This is a genomic window from Christiangramia sediminis (assembly GCF_020552705.1).
In the GTDB taxonomy this organism is placed as follows: domain Bacteria; phylum Bacteroidota; class Bacteroidia; order Flavobacteriales; family Flavobacteriaceae; genus Christiangramia; species Christiangramia sediminis.
On record NZ_JAJBZG010000005.1, the window covers coordinates 557,190 to 578,956 of the forward strand.

Below are 21,767 nucleotides of genomic sequence, written 5' to 3' on the forward strand. Positions count from 1 at the left end.
ATTAGTTTATGCAATCGCATAAAACACTCCTGGAAGTTGAAGATGAGCATTTTAATTTGATCGCCATTTATTCCTCACTCGAGGGGTATAAAATGGCGTATTTTTTAAATAAGTATCTTAAAGTCAGGCTTGAAAGGGAGCGAATGGATATTGACTTTAACCATACTGAATATAATGCACTATATGCCCTGTTCTCACATAAAGATCCAAACTCCTATTATAGCTTAGATCTTGTGGCTAATAAATTTAAAGGGAAGCCTAAAAAAATTCTCAGTTCAGGATCACTATTTGAAGAGGAAGAACTGAGCCCTCAGGAAGTAAATCTAATTCCTGAATATAATAAGGTTGATTATTTTCTAAAGATAAGTGAAGAGATCCAACCAAAAGAATTTAATAAGATGCTCAATATAATAGGGCAGATACCTGGAGTACAGGCTGCATATGCTATTGAAATAGAAAATTTAAAATCCAAACAAAATCTAATATTCGAATAATGCCTACCAACAAAAAAACAAAAATAGTAGCCACGCTGGGCCCTGCAACCAGTAGTAAGGATGTGTTAAGGAAAATGCTGCAGGCGGGCGTGAATGTTTTTCGTATCAATTTCTCTCATGCAAATTATGATGATGTCAGGGAAAGGATCCAAATGATTCGAGAGCTGAACGAAGAGGACGGCTTTAACGCTGCTATTCTAGGAGATCTCCAGGGCCCGAAACTTCGAGTTGGGGTAATGAAGGAAGAAGTAGTAGTGAATGAAGGAGATCAGATTGTTTTTGCTACAGGCAAGGAATTCAAAGGAACTGCCGAAAGAGTTTATATGAATTATGACTCTTTTCCAAGGGATGTTAAGGCTGGGGAAAGAATTTTGCTGGATGATGGTAAACTTATCTTTGAAGTGGTGAAAACCAATAAAAAGGATGAAGTAAAGACCAAAGTTATTCAGGGAGGTCCTTTAAAATCTAAGAAAGGAGTAAATCTTCCAAATACTAATATTTCACTGCCTGCTCTAACCGAAAAGGATATTAAGGATGCAGAGTTTGCCTGTGAAATGGGAGTAGACTGGATGGCGCTTTCTTTTGTAAGACATGCGGAAGATCTTATGGAACTTCAGGAACTTATAAAAAAGCACTCCAAATATAAGATCCCGATTATTGCTAAAATTGAGAAACCTGAAGGGGTTGCTAATATTGATAAAATTGTAGCCTATTGTGACGGATTGATGGTTGCACGTGGCGATCTGGGTGTTGAAATTCCTGCACAGGAAGTTCCGTTAATTCAGAAGAAACTGGTGCTTACAGCAAAAAAAGCACGAATTCCGGTGATCATCGCCACTCAAATGATGGAGACCATGATCACGAGTCTAACTCCTACGAGAGCTGAGGTGAACGATGTTGCAAACTCTGTAATGGATGGTGCAGATGCGGTGATGTTAAGCGGAGAAACCTCTGTTGGGCAGTATCCGGTTCAGGTAATCCAGAAAATGGCGCAGATACTTGAAAGTGTAGAGAATTCTCCATTGATCAAGGTGCCACACGAGCCACCACATGTAAGGACCAAGAGATATATCACTAAAGCTGTTTGTTTCCATGCGGCGCATATGGCGAACGAGATCAAAGCAAAAGCTATTTGTACATTGACCAACAGTGGGTATACAGCATTTCAGATTTCAGCCTGGAGACCCGAAGCGCATATTCTGGTATTCACTTCTAACAGGAGAATTCTTAATCAGTTAAGTTTACTTTGGGGAGTGAAAGCTTTCTTCTACGATAAATTTGTAAGTACAGATGAAACGATAGATGATATAAATGTCATGGCGAAGAAATTCAAATTTGTGGAAACTGGTGATTTTACGATCAATCTCGCTGCAATGCCTATTACTGCTAAAGGAATGGTGAATACCTTGCGTGTTTCTGAGATAGTATAGATTACACAAAAATAAATTTAAAGCCACGAATGTATCAATAAGGTATATTCGTGGCTTTTTTATTAAAATTTAAATTTCAACTGAACAAAGATCTCTTTTTTTTCATCTTTTGAATCTCCCTTTTCGGTATTTAGATTAGATAAACTAATTCCCAGTAAGCGTACCGAATTCTTCATTTTTTCCTGGTATAATAAGTCTTTAGCAATTTCAAGAATAAGGTCTTTGCCTGATATATAATAATCAATGGTTTTACTCCGGGTTTGTAGGGTAAAATCGCTGTATTTGATCTTTAGGGTAATAGTCTTGCCGGCGACCTTACTTTTCTTTAAGCGGCGTTCTATCTCTTCGGCAATATTTTCCAGTCTTTCCAGCATGAAAATTTCGGAAGAGATATTCTCATTAAAAGTCCTCTCTGCACCCAGCGATTTTCTTATTCGGTGAGGCTTTACCTCGCTTAAATGAATTCCTCGAACCACATTATAAAAATGCGCACCGCTTTTACCAAAATGCTCGGAGAGGTATTCTTCAGACTTCAATTTTAGGTCTTTTCCGCTGAAAATTCCCAGCCGATACATTTTTTCAGCAGTTACTTTTCCAACCCCATAGAACTTTCTGATGTCCAGTTCCTCAAGAAATTCTATTACTTCTTCTGGCTGAACCGTTTTTTGTCCGTTGGGCTTATTGATGTCACTGGCTATTTTGGCTATGAATTTATTGATGGAAATTCCCGCCGAAGCATTTAAACCCGTTTTTTCTTTAATTCTGTTTCTTATTTGTTTGGCAATTAAGGTGGCACTGGGATTTCCCTTCTTATTTTCGGTTACGTCGAGATATGCTTCATCCAGGGAAAGAGGTTCTACCAGGTCTGTATATTCAAAAAAGATCTCTCTTATCTGTCCTGAGATCTCTTTATATCTTTCAAATCTAGGTTTTACGAAGATAAGTTCCGGACAATTCCGTTTCGCGATCACACTGCTCATAGCACTGTGAACACCAAATTTTCGAGCTTCATAGCTGGCAGCACTCACCACACCTCTTTGAGAGCTTCCGCCAACAGCCACAGCTTTCCCACGAAGTTCCGGGTTGTCCAGTTGCTCTACCGAAGCATAAAAGGCATCCATGTCTATATGGATAATTTTACGAAGTCTTTCCACCCTGCAAATTTAGTGAAACTTCATTTCTGAAGGCCGAAGGTGCGACGGAAATGACTATTTTCACCTATCCCGACTTCGGAGGGATCTTTACCTTAAACGGAAGATTTATTTCTTCAATTCTGAAATTGAAGGCGTAGCGTAAATGATTAATTCAGCTTATTCTAAAAATTTAAACATTAAGACCTTTTCAGGGATGGAGCATTATTCGATTTTGAAACATAAAACCTATCTTTGATAGAGTACATTCTTAACAAATGGAACAAAAAACAGCCATAATTTTAGGTGCTACGGGATTAACCGGAAGTATTCTGCTGGATAAACTTATCAGCGATCATAGATACAGGAAGATCAAAGTCTTTTCAAGAAATCATTTGCAACAAAAAGATGATAAGGTGGAAGAATATCTTATCAACCTTTTTGAACTTGAAAAAGTTGCCGATCTGTTTACTGCCGATGAGGTTTATTGTTGCATAGGAACCACCCAGAAAAAAACACCCGATAATGATACCTACAGGATGGTAGATTTTGGAATTCCCGCCACGGCTGCTAAACTTAGCAAAAAGAATAAAATTGAAACTTTCCAGGTTATTTCAGCGATGGGTGCCGATGAAAAGAGCAGGTTTTTTTACAATCGTGTAAAAGGAGAAATGGAAGGAGCCGTCTTAGAACAACATATAGCGAAAACATACATTCTTCAGCCTTCATTGATTGGAGGGGATAGACAAGAGAGTCGTCCATTTGAATTTATATGGAAAAAAATAATGCGTGTTGGTGACCATCTTTTGGTGGGCAGTTTAAAGAAATACCGCAGTATTCATCCGGAAACTATTGTTAATGCCATGATATATCTTGCAAACAGCAATTATAGAAGCGGAAGGATAACTTCAGATGAGATCAGGGATATTGCTGAAAGAAATCAATAAAAATGCAGGAAATAGAAAGGAAGTTTTTAGTGACATCAAATGATTTTAAAGAACAGGCTTCTAAAAAGACACTTTTTATACAGGCTTATTTAAATACTCATCCTGAGAGAACAATTAGAATAAGAATAAGTGGAGAGCAAGCCTTTATGACCATTAAAGGAAAGTCTTCTGAGAACGGTTTATCAAGGTTTGAATGGGAAAAGGAAATTTCAATAGAAGATGCCAGGGAATTGCTGAAATTGTGTGAACCGGGGAAGATCGAAAAATACAGATATCTTATTCAGGTGGGAGATCATATGTATGAAGTTGATGAATTTCTTGAAGATAATGAAGGGCTTACTCTGGCAGAAATTGAACTTGAAAGTGAAGAGGAAAAATTTGAGAAGCCCGATTGGATAGGGGAAGAGGTCACAGGAAACCTGGATTATTATAATTCAAATCTAATTGCAAAACCATATAAAAACTGGAACTCATGAAAAAACTTTTATTTCTTATGCTCCTGGGATTAGGAATATCCTGCGTAGAAAACTCAAATAAAGATACTGTGGTAAATGAAGAAAATGAGACCAGGGATTCTTTAGTGAAAAAATCTCCAGATATGGATCAAATAGAAGCTGATCTTAAAAATATGGGATATCAGACTTTTAAATATAAAGAAGGGGATACTACCTATTTGATGCAGCAATATTATATGGTATTTTTAAAGGCCGGGCCTACGCGCAGTCAGGATTCAACCGAAGCTGCCGAGTTGCAAAAGCAACATATGGCGCATTTAACAAGAATGTATGAAGAAGGCTATACCAGTTTAACGGGGCCAATGGGCGATGATGGCGAACTTAGGGGGATGGTCCTGTTCAATACCGCGACTCAAAAAGAAGCCGATAGTCTGGCTAATTTAGACCCGATGGTAAAGGCTGGAAGATTAACAGTAGAAGTTCATCCATGGTGGGTGGCCAAAGGAGGTAAACTCAAATAATATTATGCAATCGACCAATGATTTACCGGAACTTAAATATTTAGGAAACGAAAAGAAGAAACTTACACTGCATCTTTTCTTTCAGATCCTGGGAAAGATCAGAATGTGTTTTACTCCCCGAAAGAATCATTGGTGGTATATCACCTTATACGTGTACGAAAAAGGTTTTACAACAGGATCTATTCCTATTAATGAAGGATTTGACTCTTTTTCCCTCAATTTAAATATTCTTCAAAATAAACTCGAGATCACTAAAAGTACCGGTGAATGTAAAGCTTTAGAGCTTTATAAAGGTCTGGCGGTCGCCACATTTTATAATAATCTCATCAACCTTTTGGAGGATCTTGAAATTCAGGTAACTATAAATTCCAAGCCTTATGACCTTAATATAGATAAGAAGTTTTCAGAAATAACAGACATTCATCATTATGACATGGAGTATAGCAATACTTTCTGGCGAGCTTTCTTATGGGTAGATTCTGTTTTTAAAGAATTCAGTGGAAGATTCTACGGAAAAACCTGTCCCGTTCATTTGTACTGGCATTCCATGGATTTGACGGTGACCCGTTTTTCAGGTAAAAAAGCACCGGCAATGCCTGAAGCGCGAATTTCAGATAAAGATGCTTATAGCCACGAATGTATCAGCTTTGGATTTTGGGCTGGAGATGAGAATGTTAAGGAACCCGCATTCTATTCTTATACCTTTCCAGCACCAAAAGATCTGGAAAAAAAGGCAATTAAACCTAAGCAAGCCAACTGGGTTATGAATAATAACAGCCCAATGGCTGTTTTAACTTATGCCGATCTATCTAAAGAAAAAAGTCCCAGAAATGTTTTACTGGAATTTTTAGAAAGTACGTATCAAGCGGGTAGTGAACTGGCCGGCTGGGATGTTAAAGAACTCAATGTCCCGCCGCTTAAGGATCTTTAGTTAAACCGAGGTTATCTTATTTTTGATCTCATGTTTTGGAAGTACGCCAGACTGTCTCCAAACCTGCTGTCCGTTCTTAAAAAGTATCATGGTTGGCACCCCTCTAACCTGATATTTGGATGCCAGTGCCTGATTCTTGTCTATATCTATTTTTACAATTTTCACCTTATCCCCAAGTTCCTCCTTTAGTTCTTTCAGGATAGGAGCGAGGCTTTTACAGGGCCCACACCAATCTGCAAAAAAATCGATCAGCACCGGAGTTTGGCTATTTATAATTTCGTTGAAGCTACTTTTCATAATCTTCTTTTTTCAATGTCCCTAATTTAATAAATACCAGATAAAGTTAAATATAAAGCAAGGTTAAAATGTACCAGTCAAACCTACCCTCCCCAGGCCTATGTGCATATTCCACGTTATTACCTTTTTCTTATGGACTCCATAATCCCTATCAAAGTTCAGATATTTATCTATCGTGTCTACCACTGCCACGCTTATAGCAAGACTTAGACCTACATCCGTGAGCCAATGAGCTCCATTCCACAATCTGGAGACGGGCGAAACTAGGCCTACTCCGATCAATCCTGCTTTAACAAAAGGATTTTCAAATTGCTTGGATAATGCATACATGGTGGTAAATGATAAGATCGTATGACCTGAAGGGAAAGAATGATATTTACCCTCTTTGCTGAAAGGTTCAAAGCTGCCTTTACCCTCATTAGCTCCAGGTCTTGCACGTCCCACAACTGTTTTGGAAATAGTCTGAATAATTCCTGATGCTGACGCCGCAGAGATCATTAAAACCCCGGTTTTCCTGATTTTTTCATTTTTAGTGAATAGACCAACCAGGTAAACCGCACCGGTTACTCCGTAATTATTTTGGGGGCTTCCAAAATACCATCCAAAGTCTCTAATAACACCAGGCACATCATCTTTCTGCTTAATGAAATATTCACTGGTTTCTTCATCAAATATATAAAGCGCAGCAGTACCTGCAACTACAGCCCCGGCTGTTATAAAATCATCTTTTTGCCATTTAAGCGGAGCGGTATATGCTTTCTTCAAACCTCCAAAAGCACTTACACCATCATATTTCATCAATTCCCAGCTAGTTGGAAGACTATCATTTTCCTGAATTTCCTGACCAAATACTCCAGCATTTATCAAACAAAAAAATAAGAATACAAGGATAATTTTTTTCATAAACTTTAAATATTTGAAAAGTGACCTCAAACCCTAAAGTATGAGGTCACATTCAACCAACAACTAACAATAAAACTAATTATTTCCAGCCTCCACCAAGGGCCTCATAAAGGTCTACTATGGCTTTTAACTGATTGTACTTGGCATTTGAAAGGTCTAAACTGGAGTTCAAAGCATTCTCCCGGGCAGTAAGCACCTCGAGATAATTTGCGAGACCATTATTCAATAATTCTTCAGAATAATCTGTAGCCAATCCGTATGCCTCATATTCCTTCTGTTTTACTTCAATTTTATTTGTTGCCGCTTCGTAGGAGTAAAGCGCATCAGATACTTCTTTGCTGGCGGTTAAAATGGCTCTTCTAAATTCCAATCTTGCCTGCTCCTGCTGAGCTTCTGAAACTTCATATTCGGTCTTTATTCTTCTTCCGTTAAGAATTGGTTGCGCCAATCCTCCCACGATGGTTGCGAATAAAGAGTTTGCACTAAAGAGGTCCCCGGCATCAAGTGCCTGCAAGCCCCCTGTTGCGCTAAGAGTAAGCGACGGGTAGAAGTTGCTCCTTGCAGCATTGGTAAGCTCAAAGGCGTTCATAAGCGCATATTCAGCAGCAATAACATCAGGTCGGTTTCGTAATAACTGTACCGGTACTCCAATATTTAATTCGGTAGTGATCTCCTGGTCTTCAAGCTCTGATCTTTCAATTTTCATGGGAGCTTCTCCCAATAGTATAGACAAGGTGTTTTCAAGCAGTCGCTCCTGATTTTTAAGGTCTATTAAAATTCCCTGGGCGGTATATAGCTGGGCTTCGGTTTGTTTCACCCCAACTTCAGTAAGATTGCCTGCATCTTTTAAAGCTTGGGTGGTTTCTAGACTATTTTCCCTGTTTTCTATGGTTTCTTCAGTAATCTTTATTTGTTCATCAAGACTTAACAATTGATAGTAAGTAGAAGCAATACCTGCTATCAATCTAGTTTTTACAGCCTGATGTGCGGCGATACTTTGAAGGTAACTGGCATCAAAAGCACGTTTCTGGCTTCTGATCTTTCCCCAGATATCGGCTTCCCAGCTAAGATCTGCACTAAGCTGATATTGATTCACAGAGCTAAAAAGACTACCAAACTGGCTATTTTGAGAGAATTCCTGATGGGTGAAAGTTCCATTTCCATTTAGCGTGGGAAGATAGCCAGCTTTCCCCTGCTTTACATAAGCTTCTGCAGCGATGATCTGCTGAAGGGCAATCCTGATATCGATATTATTCTCAAGGCCCTCTTCAATATAATCCTGAAGTATGGGATCTGTAAACATCTCTGTCCAGGAGACATTGGCCATATTCAGGCTGTCCTTTTCAATATTGTCGGTTCGGTAATATTCTTCCTTAACCACTTCCGGCTGATCGTAGTCTTTTGCCACAAAACAGGATTGAAGGCTTAGAAGACCAATACCGGCAATAATGAATTTATAATTTATTATTCGTTTCATCTTAAATGATACTTTTCTGAATTAATGGTTTTCTATGGCTTCCGGTTTTTTTCCTACTTTTTCCTGAAGCCACTGGAACAGTATAAAAAGAATAGGGATCACAAATACTCCTGTGATGGTTCCTATTAAAAGACCCCCGGCCGCACCGGTACCAATAGATCTATTTCCTTCAGCTCCCACTCCATTTGCCAGTACCAGTGGAAGTAAACCAAGAATAAATGCAAAAGAGGTCATTAAAATAGGTCGTAACCTGGCTTTAGCCCCGTGAATTGCGGCATCAGCAATAGATTCTCCGCGCCTTCTCCGTTGGATGGCGAACTCAACGATAAGAATGGCATTTTTGGCCAGTAATCCAATTAACATAATAAGTGCGATCTGGAAATAAATATTATTCTCAAGTCCGGCGAATTTTGTAGTGATGTACGCTCCAAAAACTCCTAAAGGCAATGAGAATAGTACCGAAAATGGTAATAAATAACTCTCATATTGTGCAGCCAGTAGAAAGTATACAAATAGGATGGAAAGCAAAAATATCGTGGTGGTTTGATTTCCCGCATTTACTTCTTCTCTGGTTAAACCTGAGTATGCGGTAGAATAATTTTCAGGCAGGGTTGAAGCTACCTCTTCGATCGCGTTGATGGCATCACCAGAACTATATCCGGGATTTGTTGCTCCCGAAAGTTTTGTTGAATTGAACAGGTTAAACCTGGTCACAGATTGTGGACCATATACCCGTTTAAGACTTACAAATTGAGTGATGGGAGCCATTTCTCCTGAGGAAGTTCTAACATACAGCTTGTTAAGATCACTTTTTTCTGCACGATCTTCAGGCAAGGATTGAACGTAAACACGGTATTGTTTTCCAAATTTGGAGAAATCGGCGGCATACACCCCACCTATATATCCCTGTAAGGTTGAAAAGATCTCATTTACCGTCACTCCTTTTTCCTTCGCCAGCGGAACGTTTAACTCCAGTTCGTATTGAGGATAATTGGTGTTGAAAGATGATTGCGCATATTGTATTTCTGGTCTTTCAGATAATTTCTGAATGAATTCCTTATTTGCTGCATCCAGTTCTTCAAAGCTTGATCCTGAACGATCTAGCAGGTTAACTTCAAATCCGGAAGAATTACCAAAACCTGGAATACTGGGCGGAGAAAAGAAAATGATATTTGCCTCGGGGATAGTAGCTGCAATACCGAATAACTTTCCGGTGATCGCCTCTACAGATAACTCATCTGTATCCCTCTCGTCCCAATTATCAAGCTTTATAAAACCAAGACCATAATTACTACCGGCACCATTGATCAAACTTCTTCCCGAAATGATCGAAACTCCTTCAATCCCTTCCAGATCCTTTACTTTATTATATAAAAGGTCATTTACTTCCTGAGTACGGTCTATAGAAGCTCCCGCCGGAAGTTCCACATTCACGAAGATCAATCCCCTATCCTCATCAGGAACAAATCCAGATGGGGTGGTAGAAGAAGCCCACCAGATCCCTGCCACGGCAAGAACCAGGATTACTGCGGTGATCCACTTATTTTTGTATAAAAAACTCAGTGATTGCCCATAACGGTGAATGGTCGCATTAAATCCTCTGTTAAAACCGTCATAGAATCGCTGCAGGTATGTTTTCTTGGATCTATCCTTTTCATCATGGGTTTTAAGAAACAAAGCACACAAGGCCGGACTCAAAGTAAGCGCGTTGATCGCCGAAATAGCAATAGCTACAATTAAGGTAATCCCGAATTGCTCATAGAAAACCCCGGTGGGTCCTTTTATGAAAGTAACCGGTATAAAAACTGCTGCCATCACCAGGGTAATGGAAACAATCGCACCTGAAATTTCATGCATGGCATCGATGGTGGCCTTTTTTGCACTTTTGGCCCCTTCATCCAGTTTTGAATGCACTGCTTCCACTACCACGATGGCATCATCTACCACAATACCAATGGCGAGCACCAGAGCGAAAAGGGTTAAAAGATTGATCGAGTATCCGAATAAATTTAGAAAGAAGAACGTACCAATAATGGAGACCGGAACCGCAATAGCCGGGATAAGTGTAGATCTAAAATCCTGCAGGAAAATGAATACTACCAGAAATACCAGGATAAAGGCTTCAATAAGGGTAGTTGTCACTTTATTTATAGAAGCATTCAGAAATTCATTGGTGTTATAAGGCACATAGAGTTCCATTCCTTGAGGAAGGTCTTTCTCGATTTCCGTAAGACGGTCTTCAATTTCGAGAATGATGTCCCTTGCGTTGGAGCCTTTAGTTTGAAATACTCCCATGTTAACCGCCGGTAAACCTTTAGTTTTGGAACCTCCGTTGTAAGATTGTGCGTCCAGTTCAATTTCGGCAATATCTTTAAGTCTTAGAAATTCTCCATTCCCAAGAGCCTTAATAACAATATCGCTGTATTGTTCTTCAGAATTATATCTTCCACTGTATTTAATGGTATATGAAAAGGCCTCTCCGTTATTTTCTCCCAACGAACCTGCGGCTGCTTCTAAACTTTGTTCATTTAATGCCCCTATCACATCTGAAGGCACGAGATTATAAGCAGCTAATTTATCGGGTTGAAGCCAGATTCTCATGGCATAATCCTTCCCGCCAAAGACCAGGACATTTCCAACTCCGTTCACCCTTTGGATCTCTGGAATTACATTGATCTTAAGGTAATTCTGAATAAAAGTATCATCGTAATCCTTGTTATTACTGTAAACCGAGAAGAACATCAGGGCACTGGTCTGTTGTTTCTGGGTGGTTACCCCAGATTGTTTAACTTCTGCCGGAAGCAGGGGATTAGCCCGCGCCACACGGTTTTGTACATTAACTGCTGCAATATCCGGATCCACATTCTGATCAAAGAAAACAGTAATTTCCGCAGTCCCGTTATTGGTGGCTGTAGAGGTTATATAAGTCATTCCCTCTACTCCGTTGATCTGTTCTTCAATGGGAATGATCACACTTTCCAGAACAGTTTCAGCATTGGCCCCGGGATAAGCTGTGCTTACCGTAACAGTTGGTGGGGCAATATCAGGATATTGGGTGATAGGAAGGTTGGATAGTCCCAAAACCCCAAGTATCACTATTATAATGGAGATCACCGTGGAGAGCACAGGTCTTTCTATAAATGTCTTTAGCATAATTTTTCTTTTTCAGTATGGCTTATCTGAATACTTTTTGGATAGGTTTTGCGATGCTGTCAAACGGGGTTGGTTGAGGTTTGATCTCTGTATTTGGCCTTAGTTTGGCAAGGCCCTTGGCAACGATACTATCTCCTTTTTCAACTCCAGATTCCACGACATATAAATTATCTATGCTAGTAATAACCTTGATAATGGAAGAATTTACTTTATTATCTTTCCCCAACTTATAGATGAGAATATTTCCCTGCTGCTCATAAGTTGATTCCTGAGGAACGACTATGGCATTTTCATAAGTTTTTGGGATCAAAATTTTACCGCTATTTCCATTGGTGAGTAATCTTGAAGGATTATCGAGTACAGCTCTAATAGAGATAGAACCGGTATTTTCATTTACCTGAGAATTTATCGTTTCAATCTTTCCTTCTTCAGAATAGGTGCTGCCATTGGCGAGCTTTAATTGTACTTCCGGCATATTTCCAATCTTCTCCTCGATGGTTTCGCCATCATTATTCTGAAGAAAATCCAGGTATTCCACTTCATTCAGTGAGAAATAAGCATACACCTTACTTATATCGCTCACCGTTGTCAAAGGTGCTTGATTACCAGGGCTAACCAGAGCTCCTTCTCTTAATCTTATAGAACCAACATAGCCATCTACAGGACTTTTAATATTCGCATATCCTATATTGGCAGCGATACTGTTATAGCTACTTTTCGCCTGCTGAAGTTTTGCCTTGGCAGTTTCCAGCTGTACTTCACTAATAATGTCCTTTTCCACCAGTGGCTTTAATTTATCAACCTCTACCTGAGCAGCATTTACATTAGCTTTTGCTGCGGCTGCGTCCTGATTAAGCGATTGGGTTTCGAGCTTGAATAGAAGCTGTCCCTTTTTTACTTTTTGCCCTTCATCTACCAGGACATCGGTAATATAACCTGTAACTTTCGCCCGTACTTCACTATTTACCACTCCCTCTATGCTAACCGGATAAGAGGTGTAGCCGGTGAGTGTTTTTGTGGGAACTTCGGTCACGGGGTATGGCATTACCTGTTTACCGGGTGCTGCTTTTGCCTGGGAATTCTGATCCCCGCCACAGGAAATAAAACTTAGCACTCCTGCAAGTACTGCTATATAGGTGATTGTTTTTTTCATAATTTGAGATATAATTTTCGAAGCTATTGATTGATTGAAACCTCATTCATCCTTTCAATGGTGTTTTCCAGGTTTTGTTTTTGTGCGATTAAATATTCTTTGAACAAAACAGCTACTCCGCCAGTTTGCTTAAATTTCTCAATATTGTAAAGGGAATTGAACTCATGTATCTTTTCCACCAGGCGGATATCTTCCTTAACCTGATCAAGATTTTCTTTTAAAGTGTTTTTCAAATAGGTTCTGCTCGATCTGAAATACCTTTTTCTGTCTCCTGTTTTGGTAAAATATTCCACCTTATTGGTTTGCATAAGCAAATTCAATTGAGTGGAGACAGAACTCTTACTTGCCTTAGTGATCTCGATGATCTCGTCGAAAGTATGACCATCATTAGGGCATAGGATCATGATAACATATATCCTGGCCGCAAGAGGCGCCAGATTATGAACTTTTTCGAAGTGAACACCAATCTCCTCAATCAGTTTTCTTTTTTCCGGAGAACAACAATCCATAGATTTTTTTCAAAATTAGTTTGCAAAGATAGTTTCAGTTCGGTTGTCACCGAACCAACAAAACTTAAATATTCGTTAAATAAAAAACCCGGAGCAAATGTCCGGGTTAACTAGATTTATTTAGAGAAAGTTTATTTTCCGAAAATTCCTATTTCAAGTTCTCCTTTTGCATTCATGGTTGCCCTGTACATCCCGGCAGTATTGAATTCCATAGAAACATTTCCTTTATGGTCTATGGCGATAATTCCACCATCTCCACCCAACTCAGGTAATTTATTCTGAATCACTTCATGCGTAGCTTCTTTTAAAGAAACTCCTTTATATTCCATCATTGCAGAAATATCATAAGCAACCACACCCCTGATGAAATATTCACCCCAACCGGTGCTGGAAATTGCTACGGTCTTATTATTAGCGTAGGTACCTGCACCAATAATGGGGGCATCACCTATTCGGTTGTATTTTTTATTAGACATTCCTCCTGTTGAAGTTCCGGCAGCCAGGTTGCCATCTTTATCCAATGCTGCACAACCCACGGTACCAAATTTTTCATCTTTTATAAAAGGATCGTAAAAAGCCGTTTTATTATTTTTCTCTTTATCTCTTTCCCGGGCTCTTTCCATCGCTCTGAAGCGATTCTCTGTATAGAAATATTCAGGATCCACGATTTCAAGGCCCTGCTCTTTGGCAAATTGCTCCGCTCCTTTTCCTGATAGCAGTACATGTTCAGAATTCACCATGACTTCATAAGCCAGGTTAATAGGGTTCTTCACATTAGTAACCCCTGCTACCGCCCCGGCATTCAATGTTTTTCCATCCATAATAGAAGCGTCCAGCTCATTTTTGCCTTCATTGGTAAATACCGCGCCCTTCGCTGAATTGAACAGCGGGCTATCTTCCATCACATTAATGGTTCTTTGAACCGCTTCTAACGCGGTACCTCCATTTGCCAGGATTTCGTGTCCGGTTTTAATGGCTTCCTCCAGTTTAGCTTTATATGCCTGTTCCAGGGAATCGCTCATATTTTCTTTGAGAATAGTTCCTGCTCCACCATGGATGACTATTCCGAAATTCTGAATACTGTCATTTTTAGCGTTTGTTGCTGGCTCAGAGTTTACCGGCTCCTGCTTTCTCTGTTCAGAATCATCACAGGAAATAAAGAGAATTAGACTGAATAGGAAAAAGAGTTTTTTCATGTTTTGGGTATAATTTTGACGGAATTTACTAAAAAATTGAGGCATTCCTCCCAAAAAGCTACAATTTTGAAGGTTTTTGCGCCAGCGATAATAGTGGAAAGCCCGCAGACGCTTTTGAAGCGGCGAGGACTTGGAGCGAATAGCGCGGTGCGGAGCAGGCGCCCAAATTAACGTCTTAATAAACCTTTTCTGCGCAGGAATGATTAATTTTAATGAAAATTAGAAATTATGCCAGTGGATGCACCCTTTAATTTGAATAAGTGGATCGAGCAAAACCGCGAGAGTTTAAAACCGCCGGTGGGAAATAGAAATCTATATAAAGAATCTGGAGATTATATCGTGATGATCGTGGCGGGGCCAAATGCCCGAAAAGACTATCATTATAACGAAACCGAAGAGCTTTTTTATCAGCTGGAAGGAAATATCAAGGTGCATATTCAGGAAGAGGGGAAAAAGAAAACCATGAATCTTGGCCCTGGTGATATGTACCTGCACCCGGCAAAAGTCCCGCATTCTCCAGAGAGAGAAGAAGGTTCCATTGGGCTGGTGATAGAGCGAAAGCGGATTGGTGAGGAAGGAAAAGACGGACTTATGTGGTTTTGTGATAATTGCAATCATAAATTATATGAGGTTTATTTCCCACTCCAGGATATAGAAACCGATTTTCTTAAACATTTCAGACATTTCTATAATAGTGAAGAGTTGAGAACCTGCGATAATTGCGGAGAAGTTATGCCGGTGGATTCCCGATTTACGGCAGACGTGGAATAGAGCTTAATTTTTACTATTTTCGCAACAACTACACAAATTAATCGATAAAAACGCAAATTAATGAGCAAAATCGCTGAAGAATTCGGGATTAAACAAGCCCTGAAAGATTTAGGTTTAAACGACATCAATAACGGAACCTCAACCGGGAGTGACTGGTTTAGTAACGGAGATATCATAGAATCTTATTCTCCTGTTGATGGAGCACTTATAGGAAAAGTAAAGGCCACTACGAAAGAAGATTACGAGAAAGTGATCACTACGGCCGAAAAAGGTTTTAAAGAGTGGAGAACCTGGACAGCACCACAACGTGGTGAAGTGGTGAGACAATTTAATGATGAACTTAGAAGATTAAAAAAACCTCTTGGAAAACTTGTTTCTTATGAAATGGGAAAATCTTATCAGGAAGGTCTTGGGGAAGTTCAGGAAATGATAGATATCTGTGATTTTGCCGTGGGACTCTCAAGACAACTTTATGGACTAACCATGCATAGTGAGCGTCCGGGACATAGAATGTACGAGCAATATCACCCGCTGGGAGTTGTAGGAATTATTTCTGCATTTAATTTCCCGGTGGCGGTTTGGTCATGGAATACGGCCCTGGCATGGGTTTGTGGTGATGCCTGTATCTGGAAAGGTTCAGAAAAAACACCATTAACTTCAGTAGCCTGTCAGAATATCGCAGCAAGAGTATTTAAAGAAAATAAAGTGCCTGCGGGAATTTCAAGTTTAATCACCGGAGATTACAGAGTTGGTGAAATGATGACCAAGGATGAACGTGTGCCGTTGATCTCTGCAACCGGGTCTATTAAAATGGGTAAAATCGTGGCCCAGGCTGTGGCTGCACGTCTAGGAAAATCCCTTTTAGAATTAGGCGGAAATAACGCCATTATCGTTACTCCAGATGCCGATATTAAAAATACCGTGATTGGAGCTGTATTTGGAGCGGTGGGAACCTGTGGACAACGTTGTACTTCTACCAGGAGACTTATAGTTCACGAAGATGTGTATGATAAAGTAAAAGATGCAATTGTAAAGGCTTATAAACAGATCAGAATAGGAAATCCGTTGGATGAGAATAACCATGTTGGTCCGCTTATCGATAAAGATGCGGTGAAGAATTACCAGGCAGCTTTAGATAAAGTAGTGGAAGAAGGCGGTAATATCTTGGTTGAAGGCGGAGTGCTGGAAGGTGAAGGCTATGAAAGCGGATGCTATGTAAAACCTGCCATTGCGGAAGCCAAGAACGAATACGCCATTGTGCAGCACGAAACATTTGCTCCGGTACTTTATATAATGAAGTATAAAGGAGACGTGAGCGATGCGCTAAAACTTCAGAATGGAGTAAAACAGGGACTTTCTTCAGCTATTATGACGAATAACCTGAGAGAAGCGGAAAGATTCCTTTCTGCGGAAGGATCAGATTGTGGAATTGCCAATGTGAATATTGGAACTTCCGGAGCTGAGATTGGTGGAGCCTTTGGTGGTGAAAAAGAAACCGGTGGAGGCCGTGAATCTGGATCTGATGCCTGGAAAATCTATATGAGAAGACAAACAAATACGATCAATTATACCACCGAACTGCCCCTGGCACAAGGTATCAAGTTCGATCTATAGTTTAGTTTTTTAAGTGTAATTAAAGCCTGTTTTTATTGTAAAACAGGCTTTTTTATTGGCTGATAATTAGAGAATTGTGTTGTGATTTGCAGCCGATGATAGTTAAATCAAACTTAAATAGAACTGTTTTTTTGCCCTCGAAGGGAATAATCTTTAATTTCGAAATTCACTAATTTCAAAGATTTTATGAGCACATTTTCAGAAGAGAAAGCGAAGGAAGAGCATTCAAAAAGAACGCAGGAGTTTGAACAGGAGGATGTTGAAAAAGTGATAGACAAAGAAGAAAAGATCCTGGATAAATTTGAAAATAAGGGGAAGTTAAAGCGCTATATGGACGACGCTAAATTATTATTTTCCCTGGTAAAAGATTACGCCAGCGGGGATTATAGAGAGATTCCTTTTAATATTATTGCCGCGGCTGGAGCAGCTTTACTGTATGTATTGTCTCCTATAGATCTTATTCCAGACTTTATTCCGGTTTTAGGTTATCTTGATGATGCCGCCGTGATTGCATTTTGTCTCAATCTTATGGAGAAAGACCTGGCGAGTTATAAGGTTTGGAAAGATTCTTTTATGAAAGCCTCGTAGTAGAAAATAGCTTTTGATATAATAAAAAACCCGGTTGAATTTCAACCGGGTTTTTTATGGAATGAATGAAATGACCTTTAAAATCTATATCCTATGTTAAAACCTGCATTAAACTCTATAGCAGAAAACCTGTCTTTTACATCTTCACTAAAATTTCTACCGATATTTAAAAAGGGGCCTAATACAAAAGTGTCATTGAAGTTCCATTTATAACCAGCACCTATTCCTATGATAAAGGAATTCATATCGGTAATGGTGTCTCCTACAAAAGCAGGCTCACTTACATCTGAACTTTCTTCGCTGAATTCCCCAGAACGATATTTCAAAAATGGATTTACATATAGGCCTGAAGCAGCATAATCTTCTCCAAAGTAATAGTTGTACCCAAGTTTGAAACTATTGGTTTGGAAATCTCTGGAACCACTTTCTGAATGATAATTTATTCTGTCGTTAATCAATATAGTCCCTTCAATTGACTGATGGTAATCCAGGAATCTTTCGTAACCAAATTCTACCAAGGCGATTGCGATCACATTGGCAATGTTAAGTTTTATTTCGTTGTTTTTTTCGGCTGTTTGAGAGTATCCCATATTTACAGCAGAAATTAGTATGAGGCAAAGAAATATTTTCTTCATAAATATTATTTAATTCTTGGTGTATAAAAAGAAATTGGAACAAGAAACCCTGCTAATTTATCGCAGGGTTTGTAATTTATAGTTGAAACTCACAGTTTCGATTAAACCATTCCGTTAGCTTCCACCCATTTAAATTTGTGTTGATCTTCAGGAATAGAAATTCTATCTGCAATTCTGGTCATTCGGTCTGGCAGAGCCATCAGGTAATCCCTTGCTTTTTCAGCATCATCGGTAAGAGATCTCATTTTATCGATTTCCCAGTAAGTGTTAAGCTTCTTCAGAATATCAATATAATCGTAAGTGGTATAAACACCCAGTCTTTGCGCAGCATTGGAGAAGTTCTCAAAAGCTTCAGCAATTCCCTGGCCAGATTCTCTGATAAACTGAGCCGGCATAACGATCTTTTTCTTCATCATATCTACATAAGCCAGCATCATTTCGCTAGGATCATGTTCAAAGATGGTTTTTACAAATTCACGATAAGCCATATAATGTCTCATCTCATCCCCGGCAATGATATTGCACATTTTACCGAGCATCTTGTTTCCTTTTTTCTTAGCCAATTGTCCCACACGTTTGTGAGAAATATTTGTCGCTAATTCCTGAAAACTGGTATAAACGAAGTTTCTGTAAGGGTCTCTTCCGGTACCAATATCGAATCCGTCATTGATAAGGTGCTGAGTAGTTTTTTCTACCTCTTTCATATTCACTCTTCCCGAGAGATACAGATACTTATTAAGGGTATCTCCGTGACGGTTCTCTTCTCCTGTCCAGTGTCTAACCCACTTAGACCAGGCATTACTCTCGCCTTTTTTAGCTCCATGTTGTTCCACACCTTCCATATCCATAAGCCAGGATTCGTAAGTAGGGAGCGCCTCCTCGGTTACCATATCTGCAACAAGAACCACCCAGAAATCATAACCTAATTCCTTAGCTTCTTCCCTAATTTGGTGAACTTCTTCAAATCCCCTATCATCCTGTAGGTTTGGCAGCATATCTGTAGGTTGCCATATTTCATCAACGGGAATAAGGTATTGGTCAATAAAACCCTGAACAGATTTTTCGACCGTTTGCATTACTTCTAAACGTATATTATTTAATGCCATTTTTTAAATCTTTACTAAAACAATTATAAGCTAAATTGTATTCGGGAGCTTACCTTTTTAACACTACTGCAATAAGTATGCAGCTTTTAACAATTCCAAAAAATCCTCAGATTTTGTGATTGGAATAGATTGAGCTTCAAATATATGAATATGCTGTTAGAAGCTATAATAAAAAAAGCCTAATTTCTGCCTTGTTCATCGGGATATAGGGTATAAACAGGATCACTTTGGTAAATTTCTTTTGAGTTTACATCAATTGCCGAGATACAGCCTTTAAAAGCAGCGCCGGTATCTACATTCCAGATATTTGCTTTTTTCACCGGTTTGGTCTCCCCTATGCGGGTTACCGGGGTATGCCCAATATAAATCTCTTTAAAATGTCCAAGTCTTCTGGGATAGAAATCATCTTCCGGTGTCAAATCCTCTTTCATAGAAAGTGCCATCTCCCATAATGTACGATCCCAATAGAATCCGGTATCATGATATTCAAAATCTGGGCCGTGAAGGTTTGTAAAACCGGCATGCACATATAAACGCTCTTCCTCATCTTTATAGAAATTGAACATTTCTTTAAAGAATTTTATATGAGCTTTTTTTTCTTCGTCACTGAAATTTCTATAAGCATTAATACTTGACTGGCCGCCATGTTCCAGCCATTTCTGATTCATTTCTTCTGTTTCCAGCCATTTATGAGCCAGGTCATCATGATTTCCCCTTATGAAAATACAGGAATTTTGTTTTGCCAGCTCTATGAGGTAGCTAACCGTATTTGCAGAATCACTCCAGCCATCTACATAATCCCCGAGAAAGATAAGTTGATCTTTGGGAGATAGATTTATTTCATCCAAAAGCTGAATAAGCGCTTTTAATCCACCATGTAAATCTCCAATCACTAATTTTCTAGACATATTAGTTATATTTCACTTTCCTTAAAATTCGCATACTTTCTTTATAAGAATGGTACACTTCTTCACTGTACGCCTTAAGATAAGGCTTGGCTTCTTCCAGTTTGGTTAAAGCTTCGGTAAAATTATTTAAATAGCATATTAAATATGTAGAAGGAAGGTTCTTCAGATCTTTCTTATCTCCGGAATTGAGTTCGAATCCTTTCTTCAATTTTGTGATAACAGCCTGATTGGTATTATAAATATGAAAGAGGGTCTTTTTATCAAATCGGGGAGGCTCAAAGAGTAATTCACTATCTATGTCATAACTGCCGTTATCCCGAAAACTGATGGTCACTTCTTCCAGAGGATAATATTTGAACTGGTCGTGCAGACCCAGGTGGACATATTCAATGATTTTAAAGGTGTCTTTATCCTGAACAATACTTACTTCATCCAAATCTGAATAAAAGAGTTTTACCTGTTCATTGATAAGTTCTATATCCACTCTTGAAAAATACTTCTCATTTCGTATCTTTTTCTCCTTACCTGCCCAGCATACTACAAAATACTCTTTAAATACCTTGTATGTGGGATTATAATCACGTCGTTTTTTCATAAAATCGAACACGCCGTCCAGGGTATACTCGAGATTATTATGAGAATGGTTTTCAATAGAAGCAACTATTTTCGAATTCACATCTTTTATTTCGATGTCAAATACCTTGGGCATGCTAATGCTCCCATCTCTTAAAAAGACCGATCCGCCATAATATTTCCAGATGTTCTTTCTGAAAGAACATATCTTTCCTTTATTCGGTCGTATGCTTACCAGACCCACTACCAGGTTATCTGGTAAATGCGGAAATGGGATATTTTCATAAGAAATGATAGGAGGATTGCTTAGATAAGCATTGATAAGATTCTGAATTTTGCTATCATCAAAAAAATCGATTCCTACAATTTTGTTATCCTCATCTTCAACCCCAATGACGATATAGGAGTTGTTTTCAGGATTAGAATTAGATAAGGCACAGATATGTTTTAAGAATTTCGCCTTTCCTTCTTTTTCGCCAATATTGAGTTGCCGCTTTTTGTCATAAAAGCTGTTCTCGTCATTATGAGCAAGCAGGTTTTTAATAAGAAGGCGTTTGTTGATCACAGTCTATTAATTATTGATCATTGTTATTTTTTATTAATCGTATTTAGAGCCTTTTCTTTCAGACGTTTTCAAATAATTCATGAATTTTGAGATTTGTTGATTTAATTCCTCCAATTTATCTTCTAAATCTTCATATTCAATTTTGGAGATATGATTTCTATCCAGGGCTCTCTGAAGTTGGGCTTTAGTTTCATGATTAGAACCTCTACCAAAACCTTCAGCTATATTATCCATTACAGAACCTGATGAACCGCTAATTTGATCTCTCAATTTAAAATCTTTTGATAGACTAGTTTCATTCATTAAAATCCATATCCTATAACATTGAGCTCTAGCCATTTTGTAGATTTCCAAATCTTCAAATTTTTGATAGTGAGCCATCTATTCAATAATTAATAATAATAGAAAATA

Annotated in this window: 21 protein-coding genes and 1 pseudogene; 9 read left to right on the forward strand and 13 right to left on the reverse strand. The window is 38.8% G+C overall.

Features of this window, described 5'->3' with window-relative positions:
* The first annotated feature begins 8 nt into the window (after positions 1-8).
* Both LGQ90_RS11945 and pyk read left to right on the forward strand, forming a co-directional pair.
* Positions 9-494: an IPExxxVDY family protein gene (locus tag LGQ90_RS11945; RefSeq protein ID WP_229341338.1), complete on the forward strand. Its 486-nt coding sequence runs from the start codon at positions 9-11 to the stop codon at positions 492-494.
* Positions 494-1,924, forward strand: a complete 1,431-nt coding sequence (pyk, locus tag LGQ90_RS11950; RefSeq protein ID WP_229341339.1) for a pyruvate kinase — start codon at positions 494-496, stop codon at positions 1,922-1,924. Before LGQ90_RS11945 ends, pyk begins: the two co-directional genes overlap by 1 nt.
* A gap of 62 nt (positions 1,925-1,986) precedes the next feature.
* Here pyk and dinB read toward each other — a convergent pair whose 3' ends face one another.
* Positions 1,987-3,078 (reverse strand): DNA polymerase IV, encoded by a 1,092-nt coding sequence (gene dinB, locus LGQ90_RS11955; protein ID WP_341481964.1) that lies wholly within the window; start codon positions 3,076-3,078, stop codon positions 1,987-1,989.
* A gap of 254 nt (positions 3,079-3,332) precedes the next feature.
* Between dinB and LGQ90_RS11960 the strand changes: the two genes are divergently transcribed.
* The 4 genes from LGQ90_RS11960 to LGQ90_RS11975 are packed head-to-tail and all read left to right on the forward strand — an operon-like array spanning position 3,333 to position 5,908.
* The gene (locus LGQ90_RS11960) at positions 3,333-4,001 is read left to right on the forward strand and encodes an NAD(P)H-binding protein (RefSeq protein ID WP_229341340.1); all 669 of its coding nucleotides are present in this window, start codon (positions 3,333-3,335) and stop codon (positions 3,999-4,001) included.
* Positions 4,002-4,003: 2 nt separating this feature from the next.
* Entirely contained in the window at positions 4,004-4,477 is a 474-nt protein-coding gene (locus LGQ90_RS11965) for a CYTH domain-containing protein (RefSeq protein WP_229341341.1), read from the forward strand.
* Positions 4,474-4,977 carry a YciI family protein gene (locus LGQ90_RS11970; protein ID WP_229341342.1) on the forward strand — a complete coding sequence of 168 codons (504 nt, stop codon included), beginning with the start codon at positions 4,474-4,476 and terminating at the stop codon, positions 4,975-4,977. Before LGQ90_RS11965 ends, LGQ90_RS11970 begins: the two co-directional genes overlap by 4 nt.
* 4 nt (positions 4,978-4,981) lie before the next feature.
* Positions 4,982-5,908: a DUF5996 family protein gene (locus LGQ90_RS11975; protein ID WP_229341344.1), complete on the forward strand. Its 927-nt coding sequence runs from the start codon at positions 4,982-4,984 to the stop codon at positions 5,906-5,908.
* Here LGQ90_RS11975 and trxA read toward each other — a convergent pair whose 3' ends face one another.
* From trxA to LGQ90_RS12010, 7 genes are all read right to left on the reverse strand, one after another.
* Positions 5,909-6,205, reverse strand: coding sequence for a thioredoxin (gene trxA / locus LGQ90_RS11980; protein WP_229341346.1), 297 nt, complete (start codon positions 6,203-6,205; stop codon positions 5,909-5,911).
* Positions 6,206-6,268: 63 nt separating this feature from the next.
* On the reverse strand, positions 6,269-7,108 hold the full coding sequence (locus LGQ90_RS11985) for a phosphatase PAP2 family protein (protein WP_229341348.1): 840 nt from the start codon (positions 7,106-7,108) through the stop codon (positions 6,269-6,271).
* A gap of 79 nt (positions 7,109-7,187) precedes the next feature.
* Entirely contained in the window at positions 7,188-8,585 is a 1,398-nt protein-coding gene (locus tag LGQ90_RS11990) for an efflux transporter outer membrane subunit (RefSeq protein WP_229341350.1), read from the reverse strand.
* Positions 8,586-8,606: 21 nt separating this feature from the next.
* Positions 8,607-11,738 (reverse strand): efflux RND transporter permease subunit, encoded by a 3,132-nt coding sequence (locus LGQ90_RS11995; protein ID WP_229341352.1) that lies wholly within the window; start codon positions 11,736-11,738, stop codon positions 8,607-8,609.
* A gap of 22 nt (positions 11,739-11,760) precedes the next feature.
* Positions 11,761-12,891, reverse strand: a complete 1,131-nt coding sequence (locus tag LGQ90_RS12000; RefSeq protein WP_229341354.1) for an efflux RND transporter periplasmic adaptor subunit — start codon at positions 12,889-12,891, stop codon at positions 11,761-11,763.
* Positions 12,892-12,914: 23 nt separating this feature from the next.
* Positions 12,915-13,400 carry a GbsR/MarR family transcriptional regulator gene (locus LGQ90_RS12005; protein ID WP_229341356.1) on the reverse strand — a complete coding sequence of 162 codons (486 nt, stop codon included), beginning with the start codon at positions 13,398-13,400 and terminating at the stop codon, positions 12,915-12,917.
* A 131-nt stretch (positions 13,401-13,531) separates the two neighbouring features.
* Positions 13,532-14,596: an isoaspartyl peptidase/L-asparaginase family protein gene (locus LGQ90_RS12010; protein ID WP_229341358.1), complete on the reverse strand. Its 1,065-nt coding sequence runs from the start codon at positions 14,594-14,596 to the stop codon at positions 13,532-13,534.
* A 228-nt stretch (positions 14,597-14,824) separates the two neighbouring features.
* On the opposite strand from LGQ90_RS12010, the gene LGQ90_RS12015 reads away from it, so the two are divergent.
* The 3 genes and pseudogenes from LGQ90_RS12015 to LGQ90_RS15075 all read left to right on the forward strand — a co-directional run.
* The gene (locus LGQ90_RS12015; RefSeq protein WP_229341360.1) at positions 14,825-15,367 is read left to right on the forward strand and encodes a 3-hydroxyanthranilate 3,4-dioxygenase; all 543 of its coding nucleotides are present in this window, start codon (positions 14,825-14,827) and stop codon (positions 15,365-15,367) included.
* A 60-nt stretch (positions 15,368-15,427) separates the two neighbouring features.
* Positions 15,428-16,981, forward strand: a complete 1,554-nt coding sequence (amaB, locus tag LGQ90_RS12020; RefSeq protein ID WP_229341362.1) for an L-piperidine-6-carboxylate dehydrogenase — start codon at positions 15,428-15,430, stop codon at positions 16,979-16,981.
* Positions 16,982-17,386: 405 nt separating this feature from the next.
* Positions 17,387-17,491, forward strand: a pseudogene (locus LGQ90_RS15075) (YkvA family protein); the annotation flags it as partial.
* Positions 17,492-17,646: 155 nt separating this feature from the next.
* On the opposite strand, the gene LGQ90_RS12030 reads toward LGQ90_RS15075, so the two are convergent.
* From LGQ90_RS12030 to LGQ90_RS12050, 5 genes are all read right to left on the reverse strand, one after another.
* Entirely contained in the window at positions 17,647-18,204 is a 558-nt protein-coding gene (locus tag LGQ90_RS12030) for a DUF3575 domain-containing protein (RefSeq protein ID WP_229341366.1), read from the reverse strand.
* Positions 18,205-18,305: 101 nt separating this feature from the next.
* Positions 18,306-19,310: an acyl-ACP desaturase gene (locus tag LGQ90_RS12035; RefSeq protein WP_229341368.1), complete on the reverse strand. Its 1,005-nt coding sequence runs from the start codon at positions 19,308-19,310 to the stop codon at positions 18,306-18,308.
* A 179-nt stretch (positions 19,311-19,489) separates the two neighbouring features.
* Positions 19,490-20,218 (reverse strand): metallophosphoesterase family protein, encoded by a 729-nt coding sequence (locus tag LGQ90_RS12040; RefSeq protein ID WP_229341370.1) that lies wholly within the window; start codon positions 20,216-20,218, stop codon positions 19,490-19,492.
* Between the two features lies 1 nt (position 20,219).
* Entirely contained in the window at positions 20,220-21,356 is a 1,137-nt protein-coding gene (locus LGQ90_RS12045; protein WP_229341372.1) for an ATP-binding protein, read from the reverse strand.
* A 33-nt stretch (positions 21,357-21,389) separates the two neighbouring features.
* Positions 21,390-21,737 carry a four helix bundle protein gene (locus LGQ90_RS12050; protein WP_229341374.1) on the reverse strand — a complete coding sequence of 116 codons (348 nt, stop codon included), beginning with the start codon at positions 21,735-21,737 and terminating at the stop codon, positions 21,390-21,392.
* Positions 21,738-21,767: the final 30 nt, after the last annotated feature.